The 26,013-nt window shown below is 73.0% G+C and carries 24 protein-coding genes; 14 read left to right on the forward strand and 10 right to left on the reverse strand.

Translation table 11 applies throughout. The features are described 5' to 3' along the window. Positions 1–115: 115 nt before the first annotated feature. Positions 116–565 carry a VOC family protein gene (locus ACZ55U_RS05850; RefSeq protein ID WP_465522830.1) on the reverse strand — a complete coding sequence of 150 codons (450 nt, stop codon included), beginning with the start codon at positions 563–565 and terminating at the stop codon, positions 116–118. Between the two features lie 132 nt (positions 566–697). Here ACZ55U_RS05850 and ACZ55U_RS05855 point away from each other — a divergent pair, with 132 nt between their 5' ends. Beyond that, positions 698–1,621 carry a DUF4231 domain-containing protein gene (locus ACZ55U_RS05855; RefSeq protein ID WP_465522832.1) on the forward strand — a complete coding sequence of 308 codons (924 nt, stop codon included), beginning with the start codon at positions 698–700 and terminating at the stop codon, positions 1,619–1,621. Between the two features lie 100 nt (positions 1,622–1,721). Here ACZ55U_RS05855 and ACZ55U_RS05860 read toward each other — a convergent pair whose 3' ends face one another. Next, a complete protein-coding gene (locus tag ACZ55U_RS05860; protein ID WP_465522834.1) occupies positions 1,722–2,171 on the reverse strand; it encodes a VOC family protein in 450 nt (149 codons plus the stop codon). Positions 2,172–2,291: 120 nt separating this feature from the next. Here ACZ55U_RS05860 and ACZ55U_RS05865 point away from each other — a divergent pair, with 120 nt between their 5' ends. Both ACZ55U_RS05865 and ACZ55U_RS05870 read left to right on the forward strand, forming a co-directional pair. Next, positions 2,292–2,726, forward strand: a complete 435-nt coding sequence (locus ACZ55U_RS05865) for a MarR family winged helix-turn-helix transcriptional regulator (protein ID WP_030235202.1) — start codon at positions 2,292–2,294, stop codon at positions 2,724–2,726. Positions 2,727–2,817: 91 nt separating this feature from the next. Beyond that, entirely contained in the window at positions 2,818–4,371 is a 1,554-nt protein-coding gene (locus tag ACZ55U_RS05870; RefSeq protein ID WP_465522836.1) for an MFS transporter, read from the forward strand. 137 nt (positions 4,372–4,508) lie between these two features. Here ACZ55U_RS05870 and ACZ55U_RS05875 read toward each other — a convergent pair whose 3' ends face one another. Continuing rightward, positions 4,509–5,045 carry a GNAT family N-acetyltransferase gene (locus tag ACZ55U_RS05875; RefSeq protein ID WP_465522838.1) on the reverse strand — a complete coding sequence of 179 codons (537 nt, stop codon included), beginning with the start codon at positions 5,043–5,045 and terminating at the stop codon, positions 4,509–4,511. Between the two features lie 105 nt (positions 5,046–5,150). On the opposite strand from ACZ55U_RS05875, the gene thpR reads away from it, so the two are divergent. Then, positions 5,151–5,738: an RNA 2',3'-cyclic phosphodiesterase gene (gene thpR, locus ACZ55U_RS05880; RefSeq protein ID WP_465522840.1), complete on the forward strand. Its 588-nt coding sequence runs from the start codon at positions 5,151–5,153 to the stop codon at positions 5,736–5,738. A gap of 362 nt (positions 5,739–6,100) precedes the next feature. On the opposite strand, the gene serC is transcribed toward thpR, so the two are convergent. Together serC and ACZ55U_RS05890 are read right to left on the reverse strand one after the other, a co-directional pair. Further along, the gene (gene serC, locus ACZ55U_RS05885) at positions 6,101–7,219 is read right to left on the reverse strand and encodes a phosphoserine transaminase (RefSeq protein ID WP_465522842.1); all 1,119 of its coding nucleotides are present in this window, start codon (positions 7,217–7,219) and stop codon (positions 6,101–6,103) included. A gap of 162 nt (positions 7,220–7,381) precedes the next feature. Beyond that, a complete protein-coding gene (locus ACZ55U_RS05890; protein ID WP_465522844.1) occupies positions 7,382–8,482 on the reverse strand; it encodes a citrate synthase 2 in 1,101 nt (366 codons plus the stop codon). Positions 8,483–8,914: 432 nt separating this feature from the next. On the opposite strand from ACZ55U_RS05890, the gene pdxH reads away from it, so the two are divergent. The 9 genes from pdxH (at position 8,915) to ACZ55U_RS05935 (ending at position 21,983) form a co-directional block, all read left to right on the forward strand. Then, on the forward strand, positions 8,915–9,547 hold the full coding sequence (pdxH, locus tag ACZ55U_RS05895; protein WP_465522998.1) for a pyridoxamine 5'-phosphate oxidase: 633 nt from the start codon (positions 8,915–8,917) through the stop codon (positions 9,545–9,547). Positions 9,548–9,691: 144 nt separating this feature from the next. Continuing rightward, positions 9,692–9,883: an FxSxx-COOH cyclophane-containing RiPP peptide gene (gene fxsA / locus ACZ55U_RS05900; protein ID WP_465522846.1), complete on the forward strand. Its 192-nt coding sequence runs from the start codon at positions 9,692–9,694 to the stop codon at positions 9,881–9,883. A 336-nt stretch (positions 9,884–10,219) separates the two neighbouring features. After that, the gene (locus tag ACZ55U_RS05905) at positions 10,220–11,626 is read left to right on the forward strand and encodes a TIR-like protein FxsC (protein ID WP_465522848.1); all 1,407 of its coding nucleotides are present in this window, start codon (positions 10,220–10,222) and stop codon (positions 11,624–11,626) included. Then, positions 11,616–15,629, forward strand: coding sequence for an FxSxx-COOH system tetratricopeptide repeat protein (fxsT, locus tag ACZ55U_RS05910; RefSeq protein ID WP_465522850.1), 4,014 nt, complete (start codon positions 11,616–11,618; stop codon positions 15,627–15,629). Before ACZ55U_RS05905 ends, fxsT begins: the two co-directional genes overlap by 11 nt. 34 nt (positions 15,630–15,663) lie before the next feature. After that, positions 15,664–16,830 (forward strand): FxsB family cyclophane-forming radical SAM/SPASM peptide maturase, encoded by a 1,167-nt coding sequence (locus tag ACZ55U_RS05915; RefSeq protein ID WP_465522852.1) that lies wholly within the window; start codon positions 15,664–15,666, stop codon positions 16,828–16,830. A gap of 190 nt (positions 16,831–17,020) precedes the next feature. Beyond that, on the forward strand, positions 17,021–18,088 hold the full coding sequence (locus ACZ55U_RS05920) for an aKG-HExxH-type peptide beta-hydroxylase (protein WP_465522854.1): 1,068 nt from the start codon (positions 17,021–17,023) through the stop codon (positions 18,086–18,088). Between the two features lie 333 nt (positions 18,089–18,421). Then, positions 18,422–18,607, forward strand: a complete 186-nt coding sequence (locus ACZ55U_RS05925) for a hypothetical protein (protein WP_465522856.1) — start codon at positions 18,422–18,424, stop codon at positions 18,605–18,607. Positions 18,608–18,789: 182 nt separating this feature from the next. Continuing rightward, entirely contained in the window at positions 18,790–21,174 is a 2,385-nt protein-coding gene (locus tag ACZ55U_RS05930) for an FxsB family cyclophane-forming radical SAM/SPASM peptide maturase (protein WP_465522858.1), read from the forward strand. Positions 21,175–21,263: 89 nt separating this feature from the next. Beyond that, positions 21,264–21,983: an AAC(3) family N-acetyltransferase gene (locus tag ACZ55U_RS05935; RefSeq protein WP_465522860.1), complete on the forward strand. Its 720-nt coding sequence runs from the start codon at positions 21,264–21,266 to the stop codon at positions 21,981–21,983. 256 nt (positions 21,984–22,239) lie between these two features. On the opposite strand, the gene ACZ55U_RS05940 is transcribed toward ACZ55U_RS05935, so the two are convergent. From ACZ55U_RS05940 to ACZ55U_RS05950, 3 genes are read right to left on the reverse strand one after another with little or no spacing between them, the layout of a single operon-like run. Continuing rightward, on the reverse strand, positions 22,240–23,073 hold the full coding sequence (locus ACZ55U_RS05940) for a Scr1 family TA system antitoxin-like transcriptional regulator (protein WP_465522862.1): 834 nt from the start codon (positions 23,071–23,073) through the stop codon (positions 22,240–22,242). Next, positions 23,070–23,585 (reverse strand): DUF6879 family protein, encoded by a 516-nt coding sequence (locus ACZ55U_RS05945; RefSeq protein ID WP_465522864.1) that lies wholly within the window; start codon positions 23,583–23,585, stop codon positions 23,070–23,072. The genes ACZ55U_RS05940 and ACZ55U_RS05945 overlap by 4 nt, the downstream gene beginning before the upstream one ends. Next, positions 23,569–23,781, reverse strand: coding sequence for a hypothetical protein (locus ACZ55U_RS05950; protein WP_465522866.1), 213 nt, complete (start codon positions 23,779–23,781; stop codon positions 23,569–23,571). The genes ACZ55U_RS05945 and ACZ55U_RS05950 overlap by 17 nt, the downstream gene beginning before the upstream one ends. Positions 23,782–24,102: 321 nt before the next feature. On the opposite strand from ACZ55U_RS05950, the gene ACZ55U_RS05955 reads away from it, so the two are divergent. After that, positions 24,103–24,339: a DUF397 domain-containing protein gene (locus tag ACZ55U_RS05955; RefSeq protein ID WP_465522868.1), complete on the forward strand. Its 237-nt coding sequence runs from the start codon at positions 24,103–24,105 to the stop codon at positions 24,337–24,339. A gap of 521 nt (positions 24,340–24,860) precedes the next feature. Here the strand turns inward: ACZ55U_RS05955 and ACZ55U_RS05960 are convergent. Together ACZ55U_RS05960 and ACZ55U_RS05965 are read right to left on the reverse strand one after the other, a co-directional pair. Next, a complete protein-coding gene (locus ACZ55U_RS05960; RefSeq protein ID WP_465522872.1) occupies positions 24,861–25,058 on the reverse strand; it encodes a DUF397 domain-containing protein in 198 nt (65 codons plus the stop codon). 2 nt (positions 25,059–25,060) lie between these two features. Further along, the gene (locus ACZ55U_RS05965) at positions 25,061–25,957 is read right to left on the reverse strand and encodes a helix-turn-helix domain-containing protein (protein ID WP_465522874.1); all 897 of its coding nucleotides are present in this window, start codon (positions 25,955–25,957) and stop codon (positions 25,061–25,063) included. Positions 25,958–26,013: the final 56 nt, after the last annotated feature.

The following is a 26,013-nucleotide window of genomic DNA, read 5'->3' on the forward strand; positions in this document are numbered from 1 at the left end:
CTATGGTTCCCCCCCCCCCCTCCCCCCCCCACCCCCCCCCCCCCCCCCCCCCCCCCCCCCCCCCCCCCCCCCCCCCCCCCCCCCCCCCCCCCCGCGGCGTTCGTGGGGGCGGTCGTCAGTGGACGCAGAAGTCGTTCTGCTCGGGGTCCCGCATGACGGTCCAGGCGCCGCCGGGTTCCTCGACCTGCCGGACGACCGTGGCGCCGAGGGCTTCGAGGCGGGCGACGGTGGCCTGGCGTCCGGCCGGGCCGGCGTGGACGTCGAGGTGGAAGCGGTTCTTGCCCTGCTTGGGCTCGGGGACGGCCTGGAAGAGGACCCGGCGGCCGAGGCCGGTGTCCGAGGCCGGGTCGAACGGGTCCTCGGGGTGGCGGACGGCCGCCAGCGTGCGCCAGGCCGGGTGGCCGTCCACCTCGGTCAGGGCCTCGGGGCCGACCGCGCCGGCGGCGAGCAGCCGGGTGATCAGCGCGCCGTGGTCCTCCAGCGCGTACTCCAGGGCGGCGGCCCAGAAGGCGGCCTGGCGGTGCGGGTCGGCGCAGTCGATGACGAGCTTCCAGTGCAGCGGCATGTAACCGGTTATATCGGTTAGCGCCCGCTCCGGACAACGTCCGGCCGTCGGAAGTTGTCAAAAAGGCGTCCGTGTAGGCCAGTTGGCGGCGGGAATACTGGCTGGACGGAATAGGGGGAGGGGGCTCGACCGATGGTGCAACAGGATCCGCCGGGGGGCGTCGAGGCGCAGCTGCTGCCGGAGCTCTTCTGGACGACGGACAAGGCCTCGCTGGACGGCCAGCGCGAGACGCTGCGCTGGTACCGCGGACTGATCGCGATGCTGGTGGTCGCCGCCGTGATCGGGTCGTTCCCCGGCCCGCACGACAAGGGCGGCTTCGACGTCTGGCCGCTGTTCTCGGTGGCGGCCTTCCTGGTGGCCGGGTACTTCTGGTCCCGGCTGCGCCGCGGCAACCCGCAGGGTCGCTGGTACCAGGCGCGGGCGGCGGCCGAGTCGGTCAAGACGCTGGCCTGGAAGTACACCGTCCGGGCCCGGCCGTTCGACGGCGAGGCGCAGTCCCCGGACGTCGACCGCGGCTACCTGCTCCAGGTGGAGGACGTGCTGCGGGCCTTCGAGGACCCGGAGATCGTGCCGCCCGGCAGCGTCGCCGAGATCACCCCGGAGATGCGGCGGATGCGGGCCGAGGACCTGGCCGCGCGGCGCACCCTCTACCTGCGCACCCGGGTCGAGGGCCAGCGCACCTGGTACCGATCCCGGGCCGAGGCCTGCGACTCGCAGGCGGTCTCCTGGGGGCTCGGCATCGCGGTGCTGATCATCCTCGGGGCGGCGGCGGCCGTCGCCCAGGCCACCGGCGCCCTCTCGGTGCACCTCTTCGGCGCCACCTCGGCCGCGGCGGCGGCGATCATCGCCTGGACGCAGCTCAAGCAGCTCGGCCCGCTGGCCGCCGCCTACCAGCTGGCCGCGCGCGAGCTGGAGAACGTCGGCAACCAGCTGTCCGACCTGGACCTCAAGGCGGCGGACGCCGAGGCGCGGTGGGCCCGGCTGGCGGCCGAGGCGGAGGACGCGGTCTCCCGGGAGCACACCACCTGGCGCGCCCGCCGGGCGTTCCCCCGCTGACCCGCCCGGCCGGGGTAGGGTGCGCACTTCCCGTGGCCGGCCCGGTTCGACGGCCACCGCGGTGACCGCTCCGGCGGTCACTCGGTGGTCACTCCAGCGGTCACTCCAGCGGCGCTAGGCCGAACGGGTGGCCGGCCGGGTCGATCAGCACCCGCAGCGTGCGGCCGTGCTGGTAGGCGGGCTCGGTGGCGCCGAGTGCCAGGGCCTTCGCGGTGGCTTCCTCCAGGTCGTCGACGTAGAAGTCGAGGTGGAAGTGTTTGCTGCCGTCCGGCTCCGTCCACGGCTCCGGCCGGTACCCGCTCACCCGCCCGAAGCCCAGCGGGCTGCCGCCCTCGGGGTTGTCCAGGATCGCGAAGTTCTCGTCCGCGTGCCGGGTCTCCCACCCCAGCAGCTCGCCGTAGAACGACGCCAGCGCGACCGGGTCGGCGCAGTCGATGGTGACCATGGCGAGCCGGGCGAAGCCGGTGTCACCGGACCCGGACCGCTCGGACGGCTGCGGCCGTTCGGACGGCGCGGACCGTTCGGACTGCTCGGTGGCGAGGTCGGACATGGCTGGTCGGCCCTTCCGGGAGTCGAGAGCTTGGGCCCATGACCAATATGGCACCGGGCCGGCTCCGGGGCGCGGCGGATCTCATTTTCCTTAGAGAGAGTAATGACGTAGGCTAAAGAGATGCCCGAGATGTCCGAGCAGGACCTCGCAGCGATCAGTCAGCTGCGATCGTCCACGATGCGCCTCTCCCGACGACTCAAACACCAGCGGGTGGAGGAGTCGCTGAGTCCCACCGAGATGGGAGTGCTGGGCACCCTCGCCCGGTGCGGAAAGGCGACGCCGGGTGAGCTCGCCCGGAAGGAGCACGTGCAGCCTCCTTCGATGACCAGGATCGTCGCGATGCTGGAGGAGAAGGGGCTGGTGCGGCGCGAGCCGCACCCCGAGGACCGCCGTCAGGTGGTCGTCAGCAGCACCGAGCAGGCGGAGACGATCCTCGCGGAGAGCCGTCGACGCCGGAACGTCTGGCTCGCCGAGCTCGCCCAGGGGCTCGACGAGGAGGAATGGGCCGTCCTCAGGGAGGCCGCGCCCGTGCTCTACAAGCTCGCACACCTCTAGGCACACCGACCCCGGCCGGCCGCCGGGAGAAGAAGGAGCCCGCATCACCGCAGGACCGACCACCGACACCAGGAGCGCGACGGCCACCACCATGGCCGTCGCGCCGCGAGGGGAGACCACCGTGACCACGCCGGCCGCAGCCAGCGCCGCCGCCATCCGTACCGACGACCCGACGACCGACCCCGCCGCGGCCAGCGCCGCGGCCGCCGACGCCCAGGCGCCCGCCCCCACGGGACTGCCCGGCAACGGCGACGACGACCCCGACGAACGCACCGCGGCGGACGGATCCGCCGCTCAGGGCCGCACCCACGCGGCCGCATCGCCCACCGGCGCCCGGTTCACCCGCCCCGGGGAGATGTTCTCCTCACTGCGCGTTCGCAACTACCGCTACTACTTCGCCGGCCAGGTGGTGTCCAACACCGGCACCTGGATGCAGCGGATCGCCCAGGACTGGCTGGTGCTGAGCCTCACCGGCAGCCCGCTGGCGGTCGGCATCACCACCGCCATGCAGTTCCTCCCGATGCTGCTGTTCGGCCTGTTCGGCGGCGTGCTCGCGGACCGGATGCCCAAGCGCCGGCTGCTGATCTACACCCAGGGCGCGATGGGCCTGCTGGCCGCCGGCCTCGCGGTGCTGACCGTCGGCGGCGTGGTGACGCCGTACTACGTGTACTTCTTCGCGCTGCTGCTCGGCCTGGTCACCGTGGTGGACAACCCGACCCGGCAGGCCTTCGTCTCCGAGATGGTCGGGCCCAAGGACCTCGCCAACGCCGTCAGCCTGAACGCCGCCAACTTCCAGACCGCCCGGCTGGTCGGCCCCGCCGTCGCGGGCCTGCTGATCGCCGCGGTCGGCAGCGGCTGGGCGTTCGCCGTCAACGCGCTGTCCTTCGCCGCCGTGATCGGCGGGCTGCTGGCGATGCGGGAGAGCGAACTGCGCCCGACCGCGCCGATCGCCCGCGAGAAGGGGCAGTTGCGCGAGGGGCTGCGGTACGTCAAGGAGCGGCCCGAACTGCTCTGGCCGATGGTGCTGGCCGGGTTCATCGGCACCTTCGGCTTCAACTTCCCGACGCTGCTCTCGGGTTTCGCGTACGACACCTTCAAGGTGGGCGCCGGCCAGTACGGCCTGCTGAACACCGCGATGGCGATCGGCTCGCTGGCCGGCGCGCTGCTCGCCGCCCGCCGGGGCGCGCCGCGACTGCGCCGGCTGGTCGGGGCCGCGCTGGCCTTCGGCACGCTGGAGGTGGTCGCCGCGTTCGCGCCCGACTACTGGACCTTCGCGCTGCTGCTGACGCTGATCGGGATCTTCGGGCTGAGCTTCAACACCTCGGTCAACGCCTCGCTCCAGCTGGCCACCGACCCGGAGATGCGCGGCCGGGTGATGGGCCTGCTGGTGCTGGTCTTCACCGGCGGCACGCCGATCGGCGCCCCGATCGTCGGCTGGGTGACCGCCTCGTACGGGCCCCGGCTGGGCCTGCTGGCCTGTGGGCTGGTGTCCGCGGCGGCGGCCGGTGTGGTCGGGCTGGTGCTGGCCCGCAGCGCGGACCTGCGGCTGCGGTTCGACCTGCACCCCGGTCGCGGCGGCCGGGTGGTGGCGTTCGTGCCGCGGGCCGGTTCGGCGAGCAAGACCGAGCTGGCGACGGCCTGCTGACGGGCCGTCAGGCCTCCGGGGTGTCCCGGAGGCCGATGACGGGCCGGAGCCGGACGTGGCAGGAGCGGGCCGCCGGGGCCGGAGCCGGGCACTCGGGAGCCGGCCACGTCGGAGCGGGTGCCTCAGGGCCGGGCGCCTCAGAGCCGGATGGCGAGGACCTGGCCCGGCCAGACGCCGTCCGGCCGCTGGACCTCGAAGCCCTCGGTCTCGGTGAAGCCGAGCGCCCGGTACTGGGCGACCAGCCGGCGGTCGTCACCGGCGTAGCAGTCCACCCGGAGCAGGCCGATGCCGCGCCGCCGGGCCTCCTCGACCGCGTCGGCGATCAGCGCGGCGCCGATGCCCGAGCCCCGGTGGTCGCGGTCGGTCACCAGGTTGCGGACGAACAGCTCGCGCTCCGCCACCGCGGGGACGTACGCGCCGCGCTCCTCGGACAGCACGCAGGAGCCGACCGTACGGCCCCGGCCGTCCACCGCGAGGCGGATCAGGAACGGCTCGGCGCCGTACTTCGTGATGTGCTCCACCCGGGCCGGGTCGGTGCTGAACGGCTGGTCGCCCCACTGGCCGGTGCGGCCCCGGGCGGCCAGCCAGGCCACGGCGCCGTCGAGCAAGGAGAGGACGGCGGGGATGTCCTCGGGGCCTCCGGTGCGGATCTTCAGGCCGCTGGAATCGATCATGAAGCCGTTCTACCCGGAACCGGGGCGCGCGGGAAGACGCGGAACGAAGCGGGACGAAGCGGGGAGGACGCGGGAGGACGCCGGAACACGCGGGAGGATGGGGGCATGAGGCTGTTCGTGGCGGTGCTGCCGCCGACCGAGGCGTTGCAGGGGCTCTCCGACGCGGTCGCGCCGGTGCGGGGGCTGCCCGGGGCGGACCGGCTGCGCTGGACCGGCGTCGAGGGCTGGCACCTGACCCTGGCCTTCCTGGGCGAGGTGCCGGCCGAGCGGCTGCCGGAGCTGGAGGCGGGCCTGGCCGCCGTCGCCGAGGTGCACCCGGTGCACCGGCTGCGGATCGCGGGCGCCGGGCGGTTCGGCGACCGGGTGCTCTGGGCCGGGATCGAGGGCCAGGACTGGGCGCTGCGCCGGCTGGCCGAGGCCGTCGCCGAGGCCACCGCCGAGGTGACCGGGGCGACCGACCGCTTCGCCTTCCACCCGCACCTCACCCTCGCCCGGGCCGGCTCCTCGCGCGGCCACCGGCGGGCCGTGCAGCGGGTCGCGGCGGCCGAGCTGGACGGCCTGGTGGCGGGGCTGGCCGACTACCGGGGGCCGGAGTGGGAGGCCGCCGAGCTGCACCTGATGCGCAGCGACCTGGGCGGCGGCTTCGCCCACTACGAGTCGCTGCGGTCCTGGGCGCTGGCGGACTGGAGCTGACGGCGGCGCTCGGCGCTCGGTGGTCGGCGGCCGGGGGCGGCGGTCGGTGGCCGGGGGGCGGCGCTCTGGGCTCGGGGGCTCGGGTCCGGTCCGCGGTGAGCCGAAGGTACGCTCATTGACCGTGGACCCCAAGACTCGTAACCGCATCGTCTCCGGCACCCTGGTGCTGCTGCTGGTCGTCGTGCTGATCAGCTCGCTGGCCGGCCGGTAGGCCCCCTGAACGGCGAGAGGGCCACCGCCCGTCGGCGGTGGCCCTCGGCCGTGTCCTCAGCGCCGTGCCTTCGGCACCGTGTCCTCGGCGGACCGGAGGCCGGGTCGCGGTCCGGACCGGAGTCCCGACCGCAGTCCGTGGCGGACCAGGATCAGAGCTGCCCGACCACGTAGTCGATGCAGTGGGTGAGCGCCTCGACGTCCGCCGGGTCGATCGCCGGGAACATCGCGATGCGCAGCTGGTTGCGGCCCAGCTTGCGGTACGGCTCGGTGTCCACGATGCCGTTGGCGCGCAGCGCCTTGGCGACCGCGGCGGCGTCCACCGACTCGTCGAAGTCGATGGTGCCGACCACCTGGGAGCGCTCGGCCGGGTCGGCCACGAACGGGGTCGCGAAGGAGGACTTCTCGGCCCAGGAGTACAGCCGGGACGAGGAGTCGGCGGTGCGGGCGACCGCCCAGTCCAGCCCGCCGTTGCCGTTCAGCCACTCCAGCTGGTCGGCCAGCAGGAAGAGGGTGGCCAGCGACGGGGTGTTGTACGTCTGGTCCTTCGACGAGTTGTCGATGGCCGTCGGCAGCGAGAAGAACGGCGGGACGTACCGGCCGGAGCCGGCGATCTCGGCGGTGCGCTCCAGGGCGGCCGGGGAGAAGGTGGCCAGCCACAGGCCGCCCTCGGAGGCGAAGGACTTCTGCGGCGCGAAGTAGTAGACGTCCGTCTCGGTGATGTCCACCGGCAGGCCGCCGGCGCCCGAGGTGGCGTCCACCAGGACCAGCGAGCCCTCGTCCGCGCCGGCCGGGCGCTTGATCGGCATCGCGACGCCGGTCGAGGTCTCGTTGTGGGTCAGCCCGTAGACGTCCACGCCGGCCTCGGCGACCGGCAGCGGGTGGGTGCCCGGGGCGCTCTTGATCACGGTCGGCTCGCCGAGCCACGGCGCGGCCTTGACCGAGGAGGCGAACTTCGAGGAGAACTCGCCGAAGTCCAGGTGCTGGGACTTCTCCCGCACCAGGCCGAAGGCCGCGATGTCCCAGAACGCGGTGGAGCCGCCGTTGCCGAGGACGACCTGGTAGCCGTCCGGCAGCGAGAACAGGCTGCTCACACCCTCGCGCACGCGCTTGACCAGGTTCTTCACCGGGGCCTGGCGGTGCGAGGTGCCGAGCAGGGAGGTCTGGGTGGCGGCGAGGGCGCTGAGGGCCTCGGGACGCACCTTGGACGGTCCGCAGCCGAAACGGCCGTCTGCGGGCTTGATGTCAGCGGGGATCTGGATCTGGGCCACGCGCGCAGCCTACCGCCGGGGGCCGGGCGGGGGTACGGCCGTCCGCCCGCTGAGACTGTGATCTTCGCCGGGCACCCCGCTGCCCGCGGACGCCGACAGCGGGCCCGGCCGGAGCCGGACCCGCTGGTCAGGGGCACTGTCCGGACGCTCGTCCGGTAATCGTCAGCGGGCGATGGCGTCCCAGCCCTCGATCTCCTCGGGGCGGCGCGGGCCGGGGCCGACGTAGCGCGCGGAGGGGCGCACGAGCCGGCCCGTGCGCTTCTGCTCCAGGATGTGCGCCGACCACCCGGCGGTGCGCGCGCAGGTGAACATCGAGGTGAACATGTGCGCCGGCACCTCGGCGAAGTCCAGCATGATGGCGGCCCAGAACTCGACGTTGGTGGCCAGCACGCGGTCGGGGCGGCGGTTGTGCAGCTCCTCCAGCGCGGCCTTCTCCAGCGCCTCGGCGACCTCGAAGCGCGGCGCGCCGAGCTCCTTGGCGGTGCGGCGCAGCACCCGGGCGCGCGGGTCCTCGGCGCGGTAGACGCGGTGGCCGAAGCCCATCAGGCGCTCGCCCTTGTCCAGGGCGTTCTTGACCCACGCCGTCGCGTCGCCGGTGCGCTCGATCTCCTCGATCATGCCGAGCACGCGGGACGGCGCGCCGCCGTGCAGCGGGCCGGACATCGCGCCGACCGCGCCGGAGAGGGCGGCCGCGACGTCGGCGCCGGTGGAGGCGATGACCCGGGCGGTGAAGGTGGAGGCGTTCATGCCGTGCTCGGCGGCCGAGGTCCAGTAGGCGTCGACGGCCTTGACGTGCTTCGGGTCCGGCTCGCCGCGCCAGCGGATCATGAACCGCTCGACGACCGTCTCGGCCTTGTCGATCTCGCTCTGCGGGACCATCGGCAGGCCCTGGCCGCGGGCGGACTGGGCGACGTAGGAGAGTGCCATCACGGCGGCCCGGGCGAGGTCGTCGCGGGCCTGGTCGGCGTCGATGTCCAGCAGCGGCTTCAGGCCCCAGACCGGGGCGAGCATGGCGAGCGCCGACTGGACGTCGACCCGGATGTCGCCGGAGTGCACCGGGATCGGGAAGGGCTCGGCGGCCGGCAGGCCGGGGTTGAACTTGCCGTCCACCAGCAGGCCCCAGACGTGGCCGAAGGAGACGTTGCCGACCAGGTCGTCGATGTCGACACCGCGGTACCGCAGGGCGCCGCCCTCGCGGTCGGGTTCGGCGATCTCGCTCTCGAACGCGACGACTCCCTCAAGCCCGGGTACGAAATCGGACATGCGACGGCTCCTTCAAGTTCTGCGATCGGCGCCCCGCCTCTGGTGGAGCGGACGCGCCAGTGACCGATTGGTGTTTGGCACTCGGTGCCAGAGTGACAGGCACGGGGTGCATTGCGCCATACACCACCGTGGTGATGTTTCCCGTGGGCCCGCTTGACTTTCCCGTGAGGGGGTCCGGCCGCGCCCGGGGGATCCGCGGGGTGGCCGGCACCGAACGCCCGGTTTCCGGACAATTCCCGGTGAAGCGGGCGCCCAAGCGGGGGTGGCTCACCGGATCTCCCACCGAGGTTTGTCCGGAGGTAGCGGTGCCCGTTGCTTGTCGTACGGGATGATGTTGGCGTGCAGACCCCGGATCGCGCCCAGTCGACGCCCCTGAGCCCCGCCAACCGGACCCTGGCCGACGAGGCCCGACCAGGCCCGGACCTCACCGTGATGCGCAAGCACTACAGCCACGAGGGCCTGGTCGAGGAGCAGCTCGCGCCCGAGCCGGTCGCCCAGTTCACCCGCTGGTTCCACGAGGCGGACGACGCCGGGGTGGTGGAGGCCAACGCGATGGTGCTCTCCACCGCCGACGCCGAGGGGCGGCCGAGCTCGCGCACCGTCCTGCTCAAGGGCTACGACCTGCGCGGCTTCGTCTTCTTCACCAACTACGGCTCCCGCAAGGGCTCCGAGCTCGCCGCCAACCCGTACGCCTCGCTGTTGTTCCCGTGGATCCCGCTGGCCCGCCAGGTGATCGTCCAGGGCCGGGTGGAGAAGGTCGGCCGGGACGAGACCGCCGCCTACTTCCGCACCCGCCCGCACGGCTCCCAGCTGGGCGCCTGGGCGAGCGAGCAGTCCAGCCCGGTCGGCGGGCGGGAGGTCCTCGAACAGCGCTACGCGGAACTGGAGCGCCGCTACCCGGAGGGCGAGGGCGTCCCCGTCCCGCCGTTCTGGGGCGGCTACCGGGTGGTCCCGCAGAGCGTCGAGTTCTGGCAGGGGCGGGAGAACCGGCTGCACGACCGGCTCCGCTACGTCGTCGACCCGTCCGGCCCGACGGGGTGGCGGGTGGAGCGGCTCTGTCCGTGATCCGTTCGGCCCACACGCGCCGCGCGGCGTTCGCACGGATCTGATTGACCGTCACCACCCGGGTAGTAGGATGCCCGTCGCGGACCCGGGTCGACGCGCTTGCGGCCGGCCGTCGCTGTGCCGACACGATCGAGTGAGGGACTGATGGGCGTCACCGGTGCGGAAACCGCCGCTGGATTCGGCTCTGACCTGGTCGACGTCGCCGCCCTGTCGCTCGACGAACTCGACGCCCTGCCCGACACCGTCCTCGGCGACCTGCTGCGCCGGGTGGTCGCGGACGCCCTGACGCCCGGCGCGGAGCCGCTCGCCGCGTTCCAGTCGGCGCTCGACCGGTAGGGCCCGGGCGGAGGCGCCCGACCAGTAGGGCTCGGCCGGAGGCGTCCGGGCGGAGGCGCTCGACCAGTAGGGCTCGGCCGGAGGCGTCCGAGCGGAGGCCCCCGGTCGGACGCGCGGACGGCTGAGCCCGCCGGTGCCGTCGGCCCGCCCCGTGACCCCGTCCGCGCGCCGCCGGGCGCCGGAGCGGCCCCGGGCTGCCCTGCCACGCCTGACCACCGGCTGAACCGCCGGTGGCTCCGAATCCCCCAACTCGCCAGCGGAGCCAGGGGAGTTCACGACATGCTGGGGTATGAAACCAGCGCCGTCGCGGACTGTCGGGCACGGGGGATTCGAGTGGTGGAGCAGGAACAACAACGGCCGTACTTCTTCTTCAGCTACGCGCGTCGGGACTTCGAGACCGAGGACGCCTTCGTCAACCAGTTCTTCAACGACCTGCGGGACGAACTCGGCCGACTGCTCGGCGCGGCGGTCCGGGCCGAGGAACTCGCCTTCCGCGACACCGAGCAGCTGCGCCTCGGCGACGACTGGGCCGAGCGGCTCGCGACGATGCTGGGCCGCAGCCGGACCATGATCGCGCTCTACTCCCCGGCCTACTTCGCCAGCCTCTACTGCGGCAAGGAGTGGACCGCCTTCCGGGGCCGGGTGCGGCGCCACCACGAGGACACCGGGGAGCTCGTTCCGGCGCTGATCCCGGTGCTCTGGGAGCCCGTCGGATCGGGCGAACTGGCCACCGAGGTGACCAGGGTCCAGTGGGTCCAGCCGGACATGGGCGACGCCTACGCCCGGCACGGCCTGCGGGCCCTGCTGCGCACCGCGCAGAGCGGGGCGTACGAGCAGGTCGTCAGGGTGGTCGCGGAGCGGGTCCGGGACGCGGCCGCGCGGCGGCTCGGCGAGCTGCCCGAGTTCGACCTCGGCGCGGTGCGCGGCTACTTCCCGCCCCCGGCGGCGCCGGAGCCCGCCCCCAGCCCCGGGATGGTGCGGCTGTTCATCGCCGCCGGGTGCGCCTCGGAGGCCGCGGCCGAGGGCGGCTCGTACACGGGCGGCTGGTACGGGGCCAAGCCCTGGCACTGGGCTCCCTACTACCCGCCCACCCGGCCGTCCCTGGCGGCGCGCGCCCAGCAGGTGATCACCGCGGCCGGGCACACCACCACGCTGGAGGAGATCGGCCCCGGCCTCGGCGAGAAGCTCGACCAGGCCCGGGAGGACAGCCAGGTCAGCGTGCTCCTGGTCGACCCGTGGGTGGCCGGCAGCGGCCGCTACCGGGCCGCGCTGAGCGAGTACGACGACCAGAACCACCCCGTCACCGGCGTGGTGGTCCCGATCGGCAGCAACGACCCGGACGGGGAGCGCGAGGCGCCGTGGACCGGCGTGCGCGGCGTGTTCCGGCGCAACTGGTTACGCCGGAGCGACCTGGAGCACTTGTTCCGGGTGCGCGTGAGCCAGGAGAGCTTCGACAGCGACCTCACCATCATGGTGACGGTCGCCCAGAACAAGCTCATGGACGACAACCTCGATTGGGGAGACGATGACGGGGACGCCTTCGGCCTCGGGGGCGACGGTCCGGACATGCCCGGGCTGACCATCCCGGCCGGGCCGCCCGGCCGTCCCCGCCCGCCGGGCCCGCGCCCCGGCCCGGCGGACGCGCACCATCCCGATCCGCCTCCGAACGAACCGCCCGGCCCGCGCCGGGGCCAGGACGACGACGCCGTCCCGCTGAGGGGAGACCAGGACGATGACCACTGAGCCCGGCGCAGAACCGGAGCGCGGCGGACCGGGATCGGTCGTCACGTTCTACTCCTTCAAGGGCGGCACCGGTCGCACCATGGCACTCGCCAACGTCGGCTGGATCCTCGCCAGCCGCGGCCTGCGCGTCCTGGTCGTCGACTGGGACCTGGAGGCGCCGGGCCTCCACCGCTACTACCACCCGCTGCTGGTCGATCCGGAACTGCACTCCACCGACGGCCTGATCGACCTGCTGCGCTCCTACGTCAAGCAGGCCCTGCCCTCGGCCGCCGGACCGGTCGGGCTGTCCCCGGCCGACTGGCTGGACGAGCCCGGACGCCTGGAGGGCTACGTCTGCGGCCTCGCCCTCGACCTGCCGCCCGGCGGGCGGCTCGACTTCCTGCCCGCGGGCCGGCAGAGCGCCGCCTACGCCGCCGCCGTCACCAGCTTCAACTGGCGCAGCTTCTACCACGGCCGGGACATCCGGGGCGGCGAGTTCCTGCGCGAACTGCGCGAACGCTGGGCCCGCGGCTACGACTACGTGCTCATCGACAGTCGCACCGGGGTCAGCGACACCTCCGGCATCTGCACCGTCCTGATGCCCGACACCGTCGTGGACTGCTTCACCTTCAGCGCCCAGAACATCCGCGGCGGCGTCGACGCCGCCCGCGCCATCGCCGAGGCCGAGGAGCGGGCGATCCGTGTCCTGCCGGTGCCGATGCGGGTCGAGGACGCCGAGCAGGAGCGCCTGGAGGCAGGCCGCGACTACGCCCGCGAGGCCTTCGCCCCCTACCTGGGCCGCTGGCTGCCCGGCGACCGCCGGGCCGCCTACTGGGCCGACGTCGAGGTGCCGTACAAGCCCTTCTACGCCTACGAGGAGGTGCCCGCCACCGTCGCCGACCGGCCGCAGGAGGCCCGCAGCCTGCTCAACGCCTTCGAGCGGCTGGCCGGTTGGATCACCGACGGCCGGGTCCGCACCCTGCGGCCGCTCACCGCGGAGAACCGCCGCCGGCTCTACGGCGCCTATCTGCGCTCCGCCCGCGCGGTGCCGCGCCAGGTGTACGTCAGCTACGCGCCCGAGGACCGGATGTGGGCCGAGTGGGCCGCCGGGACGCTCACCCGCTTCGGCTACCAGGCCTCCCTGCACAGCGCCGCCGAGCCGTACACCGGCCCCCGGCCGCCGGAGGTCGCCGGACCGATCGACGGTCAGGGCCGGCTGCTCGCCCTGCTCTCGCCCGAGTACACCGCGCTGCCCCGCGCCGCCGAGGTCTGGCAGCTCCTCCAGGGGCGCGAACTGCTCTCCGGATCACCGGCGTTGGTCTCCTTCCGGCTCCAGGACTCGGACGAGCCGGTGCCCCGCCCGTTCACCGGGCAGCCCGCGCCCGACCTGGTCCGCTCCTCCGCGGTCGGAGCCGAGTCCCAGCTCTACGCCGAACTCGGCCCGCCGCCCGGCAGCAACCGCCAACCCGACTCCGACAGCGGGGAGTTCGCCGCCCCAGCCCGGTTCCCCGGCACCGCCCCGCAGGTCCAGGAAGCACCCTCGCGCAACGCCGCCTTCATCGGCCGCGGCAAGCTGCTCGAACTGCTCCGCAACCGCTTCACCGGCGGGCCCGCCGCCGTGCTCAGCCAGGTGCTCTACGGCTTCGGCGGCGCCGGGAAGTCCCAGATCGCCGCCGAGTACGCGCACCGCTTCAAGGCCGCGTACGACGTGGTCTGGTGGGTGCCGGCGGAGGAGCCCGCCAACATCCCGCAGAAGCTCGCCGAACTCGCCCCCAGGCTCGGCGTGCCCAGCAGCGACGACGTCGCGCACACCGCCGTCGCCGTCCTGGACGCGCTGCGCCGGGGCCAGCCGTACCGCCGCTGGCTGCTCGTCTTCGACAACGCCGGCACCCCCGAGGAACTGGCCCCCTGGCAGCCGGCCGGCTCCTCCGGCGGGCACGTGCTGATCACCTCGCGCAACCAGGGCTGGGCCCGGCACGCCGGCCTGGTCGAGGTCGACGTCTTCCTCCGCGAGGAGAGCGTCCGGCTGCTGCGCCGCTTCAACGGCGGCCTCTCCCCGGAGGACGCCGACCAGGTCGCGCACCGGCTCGGCGACCTGCCGCTCGCCGTCGGCCAGGCCGCCGTCTGGCTCCAGGAGACGTCGATGCCGATCGCCACCTACCTCGAACTGCTCGACGAAGAACTCACCGAGATGCTGGAACGCACCCGGCTGCGCACCGCCGACTACCCGCACTCGGCCGCCGCGACCTGGCGCATCTCGGTCGAGGAACTGCGCCGGATGAACGCCCCGGCCGCCCAGATCCTGGAGATCTGCGCCTTCTTCGGCCCCGACGCCATCCCGATGCGGCTGCTCTACAGCCGGGCCGTCACCCGCGCCCTGCGGCTGCCCCCGCGCGCGCCCCGCGACAAGCTCGCGATCGGCGAGTTCCTGCGGGCCATCAACCGGTTCGGGCTCGCCCGCACCGACCAGGGCAGCGAGACCATCACCGTGCACCGGCTCGTCCAGGCCGTCCTGCGCGACCAGGTCGAGGAGGAGCGGCGGGCCGAACTGCGCGGCGTCGTCCACGCCGCGCTCGCCTCCGCCAACCCCGGCGACCCGGACGTTCCCGCCAACTGGGCCGAGTACGCCGAACTCCTGCCCCACCTCTGGCCGTCCGGGGCGCTGGACAGCGCCGACGAGGACGTCCGGCAGTGGATCATCGACTCGGTCCGCTACCAGTGGAAGCGCAGCCTGCACGAGTCCGGCCGGGAACTGGCCGAGCGGACCCTGGAGCACTGGCGCCGGGACGGCTACGGCGGGCCCGGCTTCGACGCCGACAACGACGCCCAGACGCTCATGCTGCGCACCCAGCTGAGCAACATCCGCCGCTCCCAGGGCGCCCTCCAGGAGGCGTACGAGATGGACCGGGACATCCTGGAGCGCTTCACCGCGACGCTGGGCCCGGAGCACTCGCACACCCTCGCCGTCGCCAACAGCCTCGGTGCCGACCTGCGTTTCCTCGGCCGCTACGACGAGGCCCGGGCGCTCGACCGCCGGACCCTGGACGCCGCCCGGCGCACCCTCGGCCCGGACCACCCGCGCACCCTGATGATCACCAACAACCTGGCCGTCTCCGACTACCTGGCCGGCGACCGCCGGGCCGCCCTGGAGCGGCACCGCAGCAACTACCTCCAGCAGCGCGACGCGCTCGGCGCGCACAGCCTGTACGCGCTCTCCTCGGCCTCCAACTACGCCCGCGACCTGCGCGAGACCGGGCGGCTGCGGGAGGCCCTGGACCTGCTGGAGGAGACCGTCCGGATCTACCAGCAGACCATCGGCGACGGCCACACCGACACCCTGCGCGCCCGCAAGAACCTGGCGGTGGCGCTGCGCCGGGCCGGCCGCTACCACGAGGCCCTGGAGATCGACGAGGACATCTACCAGCGCTACCTGGACATCAACGGTCCCGAGCACCCCGACACCCTGGCCGCCGCCACCAACCTGGCCAGCGACCTCAACGCGCTCGGCGACACCGGGCGGGCGATACCGCTGGCGGAACGGGCGCTGGCGCGGTACCGCGACTACCTGGGCGAGGACCACCCGGTGACGCTGGCCGGCGCCAACAACCTCTCGGTGTACCTGCGGCTGGCGGGGCGCACGGCGGAGGCCCGCGAGCTGTCCGGCCGCACGCTGGCGCAGTTCCGCACCGTCCTCGGCGCGCACCACCTCTACATCCCGATCGCGATGATGAACCACGCCAACGACCTGGCGCTGGCCGGGGAGCTGCGGGCCGCGCTCGACCTGGAGCTGGAGGCCGAGCCGCTGATGACCGCCGCCCTCGGCCAGGACCACTACGACTCCATCGGCATCAACTCCAACCTCGCGCTGTCGCTGTCCGCCCTCGGGTACACCGAGCGGGCCGCGGAGCTGCGGGCGGAGTGCATCCGCAGGGCCCGGGGCACGCTGGGGGAGGAGCACCCGACCACGATCGCGGTGCGGGCGGGGACGCGGCTGGACTCGGACGTGGAGCCGCCGCACGTGTGACGGGGGGTCAGGGGAGGTGGCTTAGGCTCACGGCATGGTGGCGTTCCGGCAGTTCCTGCTGAAGATCCACAGTCGGTGCAACCTGGCCTGCGACTACTGCTACGTCTACCAGGGCGCGGACCAGAGCTGGCGCGGGCGGCCGCGGCGGATGGAGCTGGCGACCGTCCGCCGCACCGCCCGGCGGATCGACGAGCACGCGGCCGAGCACGGGCTGGACGAGGTCTCCGTCGTGTTGCACGGCGGGGAGCCGCTACTCGTCGGCGCCTCCCATCTGGACGCGCTGCTCGGCGAGTTGGCGGCCGTGGCGCCCCGGGTGCGGTTCACCGTGCAGACCAACGGGCTGCGGCTGCTGGAGGAGCCCGGCCTCCTCGACGTGCTGCACCGGCACCGGGTCTCGGTCGGGGTGTCGCTGGACGGCACCCGGGCCGACCACGACCGGCACCGGCGGCTGCCCTCCGGCTCGGGCAGCTGGGCGCGCACCGCCGAGGCGGTGCGACTGCTCGGCTCGGACCGGCACCGGGAGCTGTTCGCCGGCCTGCTGTGCGTCGTCGACCTGGCCTCGGACCCGGTGGCCACCTACGAGGCGCTGCTGGAGTTCGCGCCGCCACGGCTCGACCTGCTGCTGCCGCACGCGACCTGGCGGGAACCGCCGCCGGGGGTGCGGCCGCGCGCGGTGCCGGACGAGCCGCCGGGCGGTGCGCCCGCCGCGCCGGCGCCGTACGGCGATTGGCTGATCGCCGCCTTCGACCGCTGGTACGGCGCGCCGCGCCGGGAGACCGGGGTGCGGCTGTTCGAGGAGCTGTCGGTGCTGCTGCTCGGCGGGCGGGCGGCCAGCGAGGCGGTCGGGCTGGCGCCCGTCGACCTGGTGGTCGTCGAGGTGGACGGGACGATCGAGCAGGCGGACAGCCTCAAGGTGGCCTACGACGGCGCCCCGGGGACGGGTTTGGACGTCTGGCGGCACGGCTTCGCGGACGCGGCCGCGCACCCGGCCTTCCGGGCCCGTCAGCGCGGTCTCGCGGGCCTCGGCCCGGTCTGCGCCGGCTGCCCCCTGGCCGGCGTCTGCGGCGGGGGGCTGTACGCGCACCGCTACGCGGGGGACGGCTTCGGCCACCCGTCGGTGTACTGCGCGGACCTGGACCGGCTGATCCGGCACATCGCGGGGCGCCTGCGCGCGGGGGTGGCGGGTCTGGTGAGGAGCTGAGCGGACCTCCGGTTCCGCCGGTCCGGGTCCGCCGGTCCGGGGCAGGGGCGCTTCGGTTCACCCGTCCGGGTGACGCCCCGCCGCCGTCCGGCTGATCCGCCCCGGCGCGGGGACACCGCGGGCGGGCCCGGCGGGTTGGGCGATGGACCGGCCGACCGGGCCGGAGCCGCACACAGGAGGAGGAGAACCGGTGGCGGGTGCGGGTGAGGTGGTGGCGGTCGGGGTGCCGGGCGCACGCGGGGCGGACGGGTTGTCCCGGCACGGCGTGGACCGGGCGACGTTCCGGGCGATCGCGGGCGCCCGCGGCGGTCCGGAGGCCGTCCGGCTGCTGCGCTCGGGGCAGTTGAGCAAGCGGGCGCTGCTGCTGCTGGCGCTGCGCCGGGCGGTGCCGGAGCACGACGGCTACCGGGAGGCCTACGCCCGGGTGCGGGCGCTCCAGCGGGACGACCGGGACCGGTGGGAGGAGGTGCTGCTGCGGCCGGAGCTGGACGCCTGGGCGGCCGGTTGCCTGCGCGGCGCGGCGGCCGGGGAGCCCGTTCCGCTCGACGGTCTGGACGAGTTCCTCGACGGCGCTCCCGGCCCTGTCGTCGCGTTGGAGTGCGACGGGCTGCGCTGGGAGCCGTCGATCGACCACGCCGGTGCGCGCCGGGTGGACTACGGCCGTCCGTCGGCCGGCCCGCTCACCGACGCTGAACTCGTCCACTGGGAGGAGTGGTTGGCCGGGGCCTGGGACATCCTGGTGCGTCGCCACCGCCACCACGCCCGGGCCGTCGGGGCCTGCGTGTCCACCGTCGTGCCGCTGCGGCCCGCCCCCGGCGGAGAGGCCGTCAGCGCCGCCGCCCGGCGGGCGTACGGCGCGGTGGCGGCCTCGCTGCCGCGCGAACCGGTGCTGCTGGCCCTGGCCCTGGTGCACGAGTTCCTGCACGTCCAACTCGGCGCCCTGCTCGACCTGGTGCCGCTGCACCTCCCCAACGGCCCGGCGGTGTACCGCGCCCCCTGGCGGCCCGACCCGCGCCCGGCCGGGGCACTGCTCCAGGGGGCGTACGCCCATCTGGGAGTGGCCGGCTTCTGGCAGGCGGAGGCGGTCGCGGGCGTCGGCGACACGGTTCGCGCACGCCGGGAGGCCGAGCGCTGGCGGGCGCACACCCGGACCGCCGGGGAGACGCTCCTCGGTTGCGGCGAACTGACGGCGAGCGGAGTGGAGTTCACCGAGGAGCTGGTGCGGACCGTCCGGGGGCTCGGCGCGCCGGGGGAATGAGCCCGGGCACGCGGACGGTTGACCGGATGGCGTGCTTGCCGGGGCGCTCCTCCGGGCACTCCCGGGGTGTGCCCGGGTACTGCTCCAGGACCCTGTTCCGGCGACGCTCCTTACCCTGGCGACACGCTTCGGCGCGCGCCACGGCGAAGTGCGCGACCGCTGAACGGGTGAATTCTTGGGGTCTGTGCGCTGTTGTGCGACGTCCGGCGTCTGGGGGGTCCACCGTGAGCACGCAACGTGTCGTGCGGAGTGTTCGCGGGCACTACATTGGTCGCAACCGGGTGGGCCTACCCACCCTCGGCAGGTCCTAACCGCGCCTAAGGAAAAGAACCTATGACTCCGGTAACCAGCACCAGGCCGGCCGGCGAGCTCACTGACCCTCAGGAGACGCCGGAACGCCCCTCCCTCGCCGATCTCGCCGCGCTCGGCGCGGAGGAGCTCGCCTCCCGGCTCCAGCGCGCGCTCCCCGGCGTGGACTCCGGCCTCGTGCCGGTCGCTGCCTTCAACTCCTCGATCTGACCCGGTCCGGGTTCCCGAGCGGAATCCGGGCGGGGCGGGCCGAACCCCACTGAGTCTCGCCGAGCCTCACCGAACCCCGATGGGCCCTGATGAGCCCCGACGAACCTCACCGGGCCTCGACGGGCCCTGATGAGCCCCGACGAACCTCGCCGAGCCTCACCGAACCGAACAGTCCCAGTTCCATGACGACGTCGATCCCGCTGCCGCTGACGCAGTTCGTGGTCAAGATGCACAGCAGGTGCGACCTGGCCTGCGACCACTGCTACGTCTACGAGCACGCGGACAGCAGCTGGCGCTCCCGGCCGAAGGTCATCGCGGACGGGATCCTGGCCAAGGCCGCCGAGCGCATCGGCGAGCACGCGGCCGCTCACCGGCTGCCCGCCGTCCGGGTCGTCCTGCACGGGGGAGAACCCCTGCTCGCCGGCCCGGACCGGTTGCGCCGGGCCGCCGAGGCGCTGCGGGCGGCGCTTCCGGAGGGGTGCGCGCTCGACCTGCGCATCCACACCAACGGCGTGCTGCTGAGCCGGGATTTCTGCTCGCTCTTCGCGGAGCTGGGCATCAAGGTCGGCATCTCGCTGGACGGCGACAAGGCCGCCAACGACCGCCACCGGCGGTTCGCCGACGGGCGGAGCAGTCATCCACAGGTGCTGCGGGCGGTCGGGCTGCTGAACGAGCCCGAGCACCGGCACCTGTTCGCCGGGCTGCTGTGCACGATGGACGTCGAGAACGACCCGGTCGCCGTGTACCGGGCACTGGCCGAACTCCGGCCCCCCGCGGTGGACTTCCTGCTCCCGCACGCCACCTGGGACGAGCCGCCCAAGCGCCCCGACGGGCTGGGGGCCACCCCGTACGCCGACTGGCTGCTCACTGTCCACAGGCTGTGGGAAACCGACGGGCGTCCGTTCTCCGTGCGGACCTTCGAGTCCGTGCACCGGACCCTGCGCGGGTTCTCCAGCCTCACCGAGTCGCTCGGGCTGGAGCCCTCCGACCTGGCCGTCCTGGAGACGGACGGGACCTTCGAGCAGGCGGACAGCCTGAAGACGGCGTACGACGGCGCACCCGTCACCGGGATGGACGTCTTCGCCCACAGCCTCGACGACCTCGCCCGGCACCCCGGCATCGCCGCCCGGCAGTCCGGCCTCGCCGGACTGAGCGAGGCCTGCCGCGCCTGCTCCGTGGTGCGCTCCTGCGGCGGCGGGCTGTACGCCCACCGCTATCGGAGCGACGATGGAGGAGGCGGATTCGACCATCCCTCCGTCTACTGCGGTGATCTCATGACGTTCATCAACGGCATTGCGGGAAAAGGTGGTTCGGCGGCCGTTCCGGACCGGGCGGTCGGCGATCCGCTGCCCGGCGCGCTCACCCCGGCGCAACTCGACGAGCTGGCAAGCGGATACGGGGGCGCCGACACCGTGGCCGCGCTCGGGCGCTCCCAACTCTCCCTCACCCGGGCGATGCTGGCCGCCGCCTGGGACGCCTCCGGGCAGGGGCGACCCGAGGCCTGGGCGCTGCTGGCGGAACTCGACGCGGCGGCCCCCACCGCCGTGGACGCCGTGCTCGCCCACCCGTACGCCCGCGCCTGGGCGGCCCGCCGGCTCGCCGGAGACCTGCCGGTCGGGCTCGGCCCGCTGGCCGCGCTCGCCGCCGCCGCCGCGGTGCGGGCCGGGCGGGGGGACGCGCTGGCGGTCCCGGTGCGGGGCGGCTGGCTGCACCTGCCCACGCTGGGGCGGATCGCCGCACCGGACGGGGAGGCCGTGGTCACCGGGCGGGCGGACGGCTTCGAGGTGCGGGCGTCCGACGGCTCGGTGCGCACCGCGCTGGACGAACCGCTGCGGCGGGTCCGGCTGGCCGGCGGCTGGACGGTCGCCCTGGAGGACACCGATCCGCTGCGCGACAGCCACGACCACCCGGTGTCCGGCCGCCTCTCGGACGGCGAACTGCTCGACTGGACGGGCGCGTTGCGCGAGGCCTGGGAACTGCTCGGGCGGGACCTGCCCGGGTACGCGGAGGGCATCCGGGCCGGCCTGGCGACGGTCACCCCGCTGCGGCCGGGCCCCACCGGCCGGGACGTCAGCTCGGCGGCCCGGCAGGCGTACGGCGCGGTCGCCATCGCCCGGCCGGCCACCGCGCCGACCCTCGCCCTGCTGCTCGCCCACGAGTTCCAGCACGTCAAGCTCGGTGCGGTGCTCGACCTGGTGGACCTGTACGACCGCGCCGACACCACCCTGTACTTCGCGCCCTGGCGGCCGGACCCGCGGCCGCTCGAAGGGCTGCTCCAGGGCACGTACGCCCACCTGGCGGTCACCGAGTACTGGGGCACCCGCACCCTCGCGTACGACGGGCTGCCGGGCGGGGCCGCCGACCGGGCACGGGCGCAGTTCGCGCTCTGGCGGCGGTACACCGCCGAGGCCGTGGAACGGCTGGCGGCCTCCGGGTCGCTGACCGGGACCGGCGTGCGCTTCGCCGACGGCATGCGCGCCGCCGTGGCGCCCTGGCTCGCCCTGCCGCTGCCTGCCGCCGCCGAGCAGGCGGCCGAGCGGCTCCGGCGGGAGCGGGCCGGGGTCTGATCGCCCGTCCGCCGCACTCACCCCGGGGAGACGCCATCCGTACCGAACCCCTCGTCCGCGCCCTCACCGACCTCGGCGTCCGGCCGGGCATGGTGCTGCACGTCCAGGCCTCCCTGCGCACCCTCGGACCGGTGCCGGGCGGGGCGGCCGGGGTGGTCGAGGCACTGCGCGAAGTGCTGGGCGCCGAAGGCACCTTGGTGGCCTACACCGCCACGCCCGAGAACTCCGCCAGCTCCCGGCTGTACCGCTCGGCCACTGCCGGGCTCTCGGCGGCGGAGATCGACGCGTACCAGGCTCGGATGCCCCGCTTCGACCCGGCCCGGACCCCGGCCTCGCCCACCGTGGGGGTGCTGTCGGAGGCGATCCGCACGTGCCCGGGCGCGCTGCGCAGCCGCCACCCGCAGACCTCCTGGGCGGCGGTGGGCCGGCTCGCCCGGGAGGTCACCGAGGGCCACCCGCTGACCTCCCACCTCGGGCCGGAGTCGCCGCTCGGGCGGCTCTACGAGCTGGACGCCCGGGTGCTGATGCTGGGCGTCCCGATGGACCGCTTCACCGCCTTCCACCTGGCCGACCTGCGGATGCCCGACGTGGCCGAGCGCGAGTACCGCTGCGTCGGCGAGGACGGCTGGGCCACTTTCAAGGCCCCCCACCTGGACGACCTCCACTTCGGACCGCTCGGAGCGGAGGTCCTGCGGACGGCTCGCGGCATCACCACCGGTCGGGTGGGGGCTGCCGCCGACTGCCGGCTGGTGCCGGTCCGGGAGGCCGTCGACCTCGCGGAATCCGTCCTGCGGCGTGGGCGCTCCTGAGACCCGCCTGTCGTTCTGGTGCTGCCACTCCTCATCCCGCCGTTTCCCGCCCCCCGCCCCCACACCCGCCCCACCACCCCGCCCCGCCCGCCGGAGCCACGTGCGTGAGAAGTCGGCCGGGCCGACTTCTCACGCGGTGTGCCTCCCCGGTGGAACCTTGAGAGCAGGGCCCCGAACTCCTTGCGTGGGGTGCTCACAGGAATCTCCGAGTTCAGCGGACGTGACTTGCTTGTGCACGAAGGCCTCGCGGTGCGGATCACCGGCGGTACAGCATCGACCACTTGCCGAGTTGCTGCCGAGCCTCCTCGTCGAAGAGGGCGGACTGTTCGAACAACGAGTAGATCTCACGGTGGCGCTGGATGTCCCGAGGGTCCCGGAAGACGATGCGGCCGGTGAACGACTCCATGGTGACGAGGCGATCGTCGTACACGGTGAACGTGTTCATCGGGCCGCGAGGGACTCGTGTTCCGCGCGGGATGACTCCGATTCGCACCGTCGGCAAGTGGGTGAGTGAGGAGAGGCGGTCGATCTGGACGGCCATGGCGTGCGGAGGAAGCAGCGCCCACGTCACAGCCTGTTCCGTGAGCAGGAAGGTGAAGGCCTTCGACCCGTCGTAGAGCACCGACTGGCGCTCCAGCTTGCGACTCATCACGAGGGTCTTGTCGCCCGGGGAGTGCTCAAGGCTGGCCCTGATGTACTCCGGCGTGGCCAGGAGGCCTGTGATCATCGCGGGCAGGAAGTAGCGCAGTTCGGTGGCGTCCGCTTCCAGGGCCGCCAGTTCGGCCTGACGCTTCTCGATGCCCCGACGCCACGAAGCCCGCTTGTCCTGCCACTCGGTATTCGCTGTTCGAGCCAGTGAGCACACCTCGTGGGCGACGGCAGCCGGAGCGCCGAGTGCCCTCAGGATGCGCTCCACGTCAACGAGGCTGGGTGTCAGCTTCCCGGTCTCGATCTTGCTGATCTTGCTCTGGGAGATGCCGCAACGCACCGAAAGCCGGTCTCCCGTGAGACCGGCTTCCAGACGGAGATTCTTCAGGGCGTCGGCGAGATCCGCCTTCGATCTGCCGAGCTGATCAGGGTCGAGCGTCACCCGAGTTCTTTCAGGTATTCGGAATACGGCACGGAATGCGCCAGGGCGAGGCTCTTCCATTCCTGGTACCGGCGCATGTCGCCAGTGACCAGTTCCCGGTTGATCTGGGTTCCATCGGGTCGGAAGTTCAGGTGAACCGCAGAGGAATCGTCGAACAGCCACCAGTCCTGGTCCGGGATGCCGAGGTCCCGCTCGGTGAGGTCGAGCACCCGGATGTCTTCTCCCGCCGCGATGTTGCCAGGGATGCCCCAGGCGACCTGGTACCGCTGGTAGTCGGTGAGGGGACGGCGCACCACACGGACACGACCGATCACACGCCCGGAGGACACGAAGCCGCGCACCCGCCGGTGCCACGCCGCGTTGTGCTCCACCGGCTTCGGCTCTCCGCGCAGGAAGCGGGCAAGGCTTTCGGATTCCTTGGGCATCGTGTAGGTGGGCTGCGCCTCGAACCGGAAGGCTTCACGCTGGTAGCCGTCGAAGTGGGCGCGCCACTGCTCACCGTCCAAGAGCACGGGCGGCCTCCTTCAGGACGTGCTGGGGGATCTCGACGGCGAACTCTCCGGCGGCCACCTTCAGGGTGGGGAAATGGTCGCCCTGGACCACGACCGTGTCCCGGTCGGTCGCGTACACGTTCGGGCAGTCGTCGTCATCGCAGTTCGGGCCGTTGAACTTGCCGGTGAGGCGCGTCAGTCGAGGGTTCTCGGTCATGCCGGCTCCTTTCGGATCGGGTAGCTCCCAACCCGTCAACGACGCTAAGGGTGTGCGAGACACATGTCTACGTGCTGCCGGAAATATTCCTGCTCTGGAATAAGGCCGCCGCCGGGACGTCACGGCCGGGCCGGGTACGGGCGTCGATGAATGGGACCGAGGAACTTAGTTGGCCTCGGGAATACGGCCGTCAGGGTCCCTCGAATTCCCTTAACGTTTTCCCGCCCGCAGGCATGGGCGACTGGGGCCCGATGGGTTCCATCCGAACGTGGGTGGAGCAGGGCCGCGTGCATGCCTCGAACAGATGCAGGAGGTGCGGTAGTGATCGATCGCGACCTGTACGAACTCGACTTGTCGAAGGTGGAGTTCAACCGCGCGTGCGGTGGCAACCAGGGCGGCGGCGACGACGGTGAGTCGTGCATGACGCTCGGGCTGGTCGAGGAGGACGTGTTCGCCGTCGGCGACAGCAAGCGGCCGGACCGGGGGCCGTTGCTCTTCACCCGCGAGGAGTTGAGGGCCGCCGGGCTCGACCCGGCGAGGTTCGGGCTCTTGGTCTGAGGCCCTGAGAGTCAGAGATCCGTGGTCCCGGCTGCCCGCTGTGTGGCGGGCAGTCGGGACCTTGTCGTTTCCGGAGGGGATGCGCGCGGGTGCAGCACTACCACGGCTATGGCTGGGCAGGTGATGGCCTCATGCTGGCGAAGGAACGGGACCGGCGGCCGGTGGAAGGAGGTGGATTCCAGACCTCGGAACTGCCGCCGATGATGACCGGCTGGTGGCTCCGGAGACCGGCCTCCCAGGTGCGGGGCACCTGGGCGCGGCCGGAGGACGCGGTCTCCTGGATGGCCGGTTGGTGTTGCGACCAGGGGATCGGACGTGAGGTGACCGAGAAGCGCCGGGAGCGTGCGGTGGCGCAGCTCGTGGGCGGGGGTGACGTGGTCTGGGGAGCCTGGGCGTCGGAGAACCGTTGGGCCGGGAGCTACCTGGTCGTGTGTCCCAATCGGTTCTGGCCTGGGCTTGCCTGCCAGGTGGGGTAGTTCGCCGTCGCGTCCCGGTGGTCAGCCGGGGCGCGGGGGCGGGAGTCAGGCTTCGGCGAGGTGGTCGAAGTGGCCGGCCTTGGCGGCGAGGAGCCAGGCGTGGAGGGTGGGGCGGGTGGTGGTGAGGATGTGGGCGGGGTCGTCGGACTCGCGGATGTGGACCAGCTCGTCGGCGGAAGCGATCTCGACGCAGTTGGCCTGGTCGCTGCTGAAGCTGGACTTCTGCCAGTTGAGCTGGTGCATGGCTATCTTCCCTGGACCTTGTAGCGGATGTGCTGGATCAAACCCAATGAGTCCCGATCAACGGGTGATGACGCGGATGTCACCGCGGACAGGGGTGGAAGAGCCAAGCCCCTGAGACGGTCGAACTTCCGGTCAAATGTTGTCACGACCTCAGGGTCTCCAATGAAGTTGGATCCATGTGGGTGTTCGAGCAGCACCGTGCCAAGCCGGGCGTGAGTGCCACGGATGAGTAGGAAGGGCGTGTCGTTCGACGCGAATGTGGTGCAGTCGAAGGGGAGGATCTGGATCGTCACGTTGGGTAGCCTGCTCATCTCGATCAGGTGATTCAGCTGGTCCCACATGACCGTTGCCCCTCCGTACATCATGTGCAAGGCCGCCTCGTGGATCACGGCACGGTATGTAGGGGCGTTCTTGCCCAGCAGAACCCTGTGACGTTCGTGGCGGAACTCGACCTTCTTCTCGGTGTACCCCTGGATGACCTCGCTGTAGGCCTTGGTCTGCAAGAGGCCGGGGATCAACAGGGATTCGTAGTTGTCCAAGCCCGTTGCCCGGGCCTCTGCCTCGGCCAGGTCGAGTGAGCTTCGTGTGACGTGGGTCTTGAAATCGGTCCACCAGCCCTTGCCGGAGCTCTCGCACATGGCGGCGAGGCCGGCCCGGTAGCCGGAGTCCGTCACGTCGCACAGGTCGAGCCAGGTGTTCAGCCGAGGAAGGTTTAGGCCCATCCTGCCGGACTCGATGTGGCTGACGGCTGGGCCTTTCACGCCGATCGCCTGTCCGACCTCCAGCGCCGAGCGGCCGGCGGCATCACGTACCCTGCGGAGTTCCTCGCCCAACCGGCGCTGACGCTCGCTGATCCCATTTCCGAATGCCATGGGCGTACCTTCCTCGCGGATCGTCACCTACGGACAGTGTAGGACTGCATCCGGAGAGTGTTGCCAACTTTCCTCAGAATCCC

This window comes from Kitasatospora sp. NPDC034533, from assembly GCF_055575155.1.

Bases quoted from the DNA above. Each gene is read 5' to 3' on its own strand.
- ACZ55U_RS05850 (WP_465522830.1), bottom strand. From the start codon at position 565: ATGCCGCTGCACTGGAAGCTCGTCATCGACTGCGCCGACCCGCACCGC.
- ACZ55U_RS05855 (WP_465522832.1), top strand. From the start codon at position 698: ATGGTGCAACAGGATCCGCCGGGGGGCGTCGAGGCGCAGCTGCTGCCG.
- ACZ55U_RS05860 (WP_465522834.1), bottom strand. From the start codon at position 2,171: ATGTCCGACCTCGCCACCGAGCAGTCCGAACGGTCCGCGCCGTCCGAA.
- ACZ55U_RS05865 (WP_030235202.1), top strand. From the start codon at position 2,292: ATGCCCGAGATGTCCGAGCAGGACCTCGCAGCGATCAGTCAGCTGCGA.
- ACZ55U_RS05870 (WP_465522836.1), top strand. From the start codon at position 2,818: ATGGCCGTCGCGCCGCGAGGGGAGACCACCGTGACCACGCCGGCCGCA.
- ACZ55U_RS05875 (WP_465522838.1), bottom strand. From the start codon at position 5,045: ATGATCGATTCCAGCGGCCTGAAGATCCGCACCGGAGGCCCCGAGGAC.
- thpR (WP_465522840.1), top strand. From the start codon at position 5,151: ATGAGGCTGTTCGTGGCGGTGCTGCCGCCGACCGAGGCGTTGCAGGGG.
- ACZ55U_RS05890 (WP_465522844.1), bottom strand. From the start codon at position 8,482: ATGTCCGATTTCGTACCCGGGCTTGAGGGAGTCGTCGCGTTCGAGAGC.
- pdxH (WP_465522998.1), top strand. From the start codon at position 8,915: ATGCGCAAGCACTACAGCCACGAGGGCCTGGTCGAGGAGCAGCTCGCG.
- fxsA (WP_465522846.1), top strand. From the start codon at position 9,692: ATGGGCGTCACCGGTGCGGAAACCGCCGCTGGATTCGGCTCTGACCTG.
- fxsT (WP_465522850.1), top strand. From the start codon at position 11,616: ATGACCACTGAGCCCGGCGCAGAACCGGAGCGCGGCGGACCGGGATCG.
- ACZ55U_RS05915 (WP_465522852.1), top strand. From the start codon at position 15,664: ATGGTGGCGTTCCGGCAGTTCCTGCTGAAGATCCACAGTCGGTGCAAC.
- ACZ55U_RS05925 (WP_465522856.1), top strand. From the start codon at position 18,422: ATGACTCCGGTAACCAGCACCAGGCCGGCCGGCGAGCTCACTGACCCT.
- ACZ55U_RS05930 (WP_465522858.1), top strand. From the start codon at position 18,790: ATGACGACGTCGATCCCGCTGCCGCTGACGCAGTTCGTGGTCAAGATG.
- ACZ55U_RS05935 (WP_465522860.1), top strand. From the start codon at position 21,264: ATGGTGCTGCACGTCCAGGCCTCCCTGCGCACCCTCGGACCGGTGCCG.
- ACZ55U_RS05950 (WP_465522866.1), bottom strand. From the start codon at position 23,781: ATGACCGAGAACCCTCGACTGACGCGCCTCACCGGCAAGTTCAACGGC.
- ACZ55U_RS05960 (WP_465522872.1), bottom strand. From the start codon at position 25,058: ATGCACCAGCTCAACTGGCAGAAGTCCAGCTTCAGCAGCGACCAGGCC.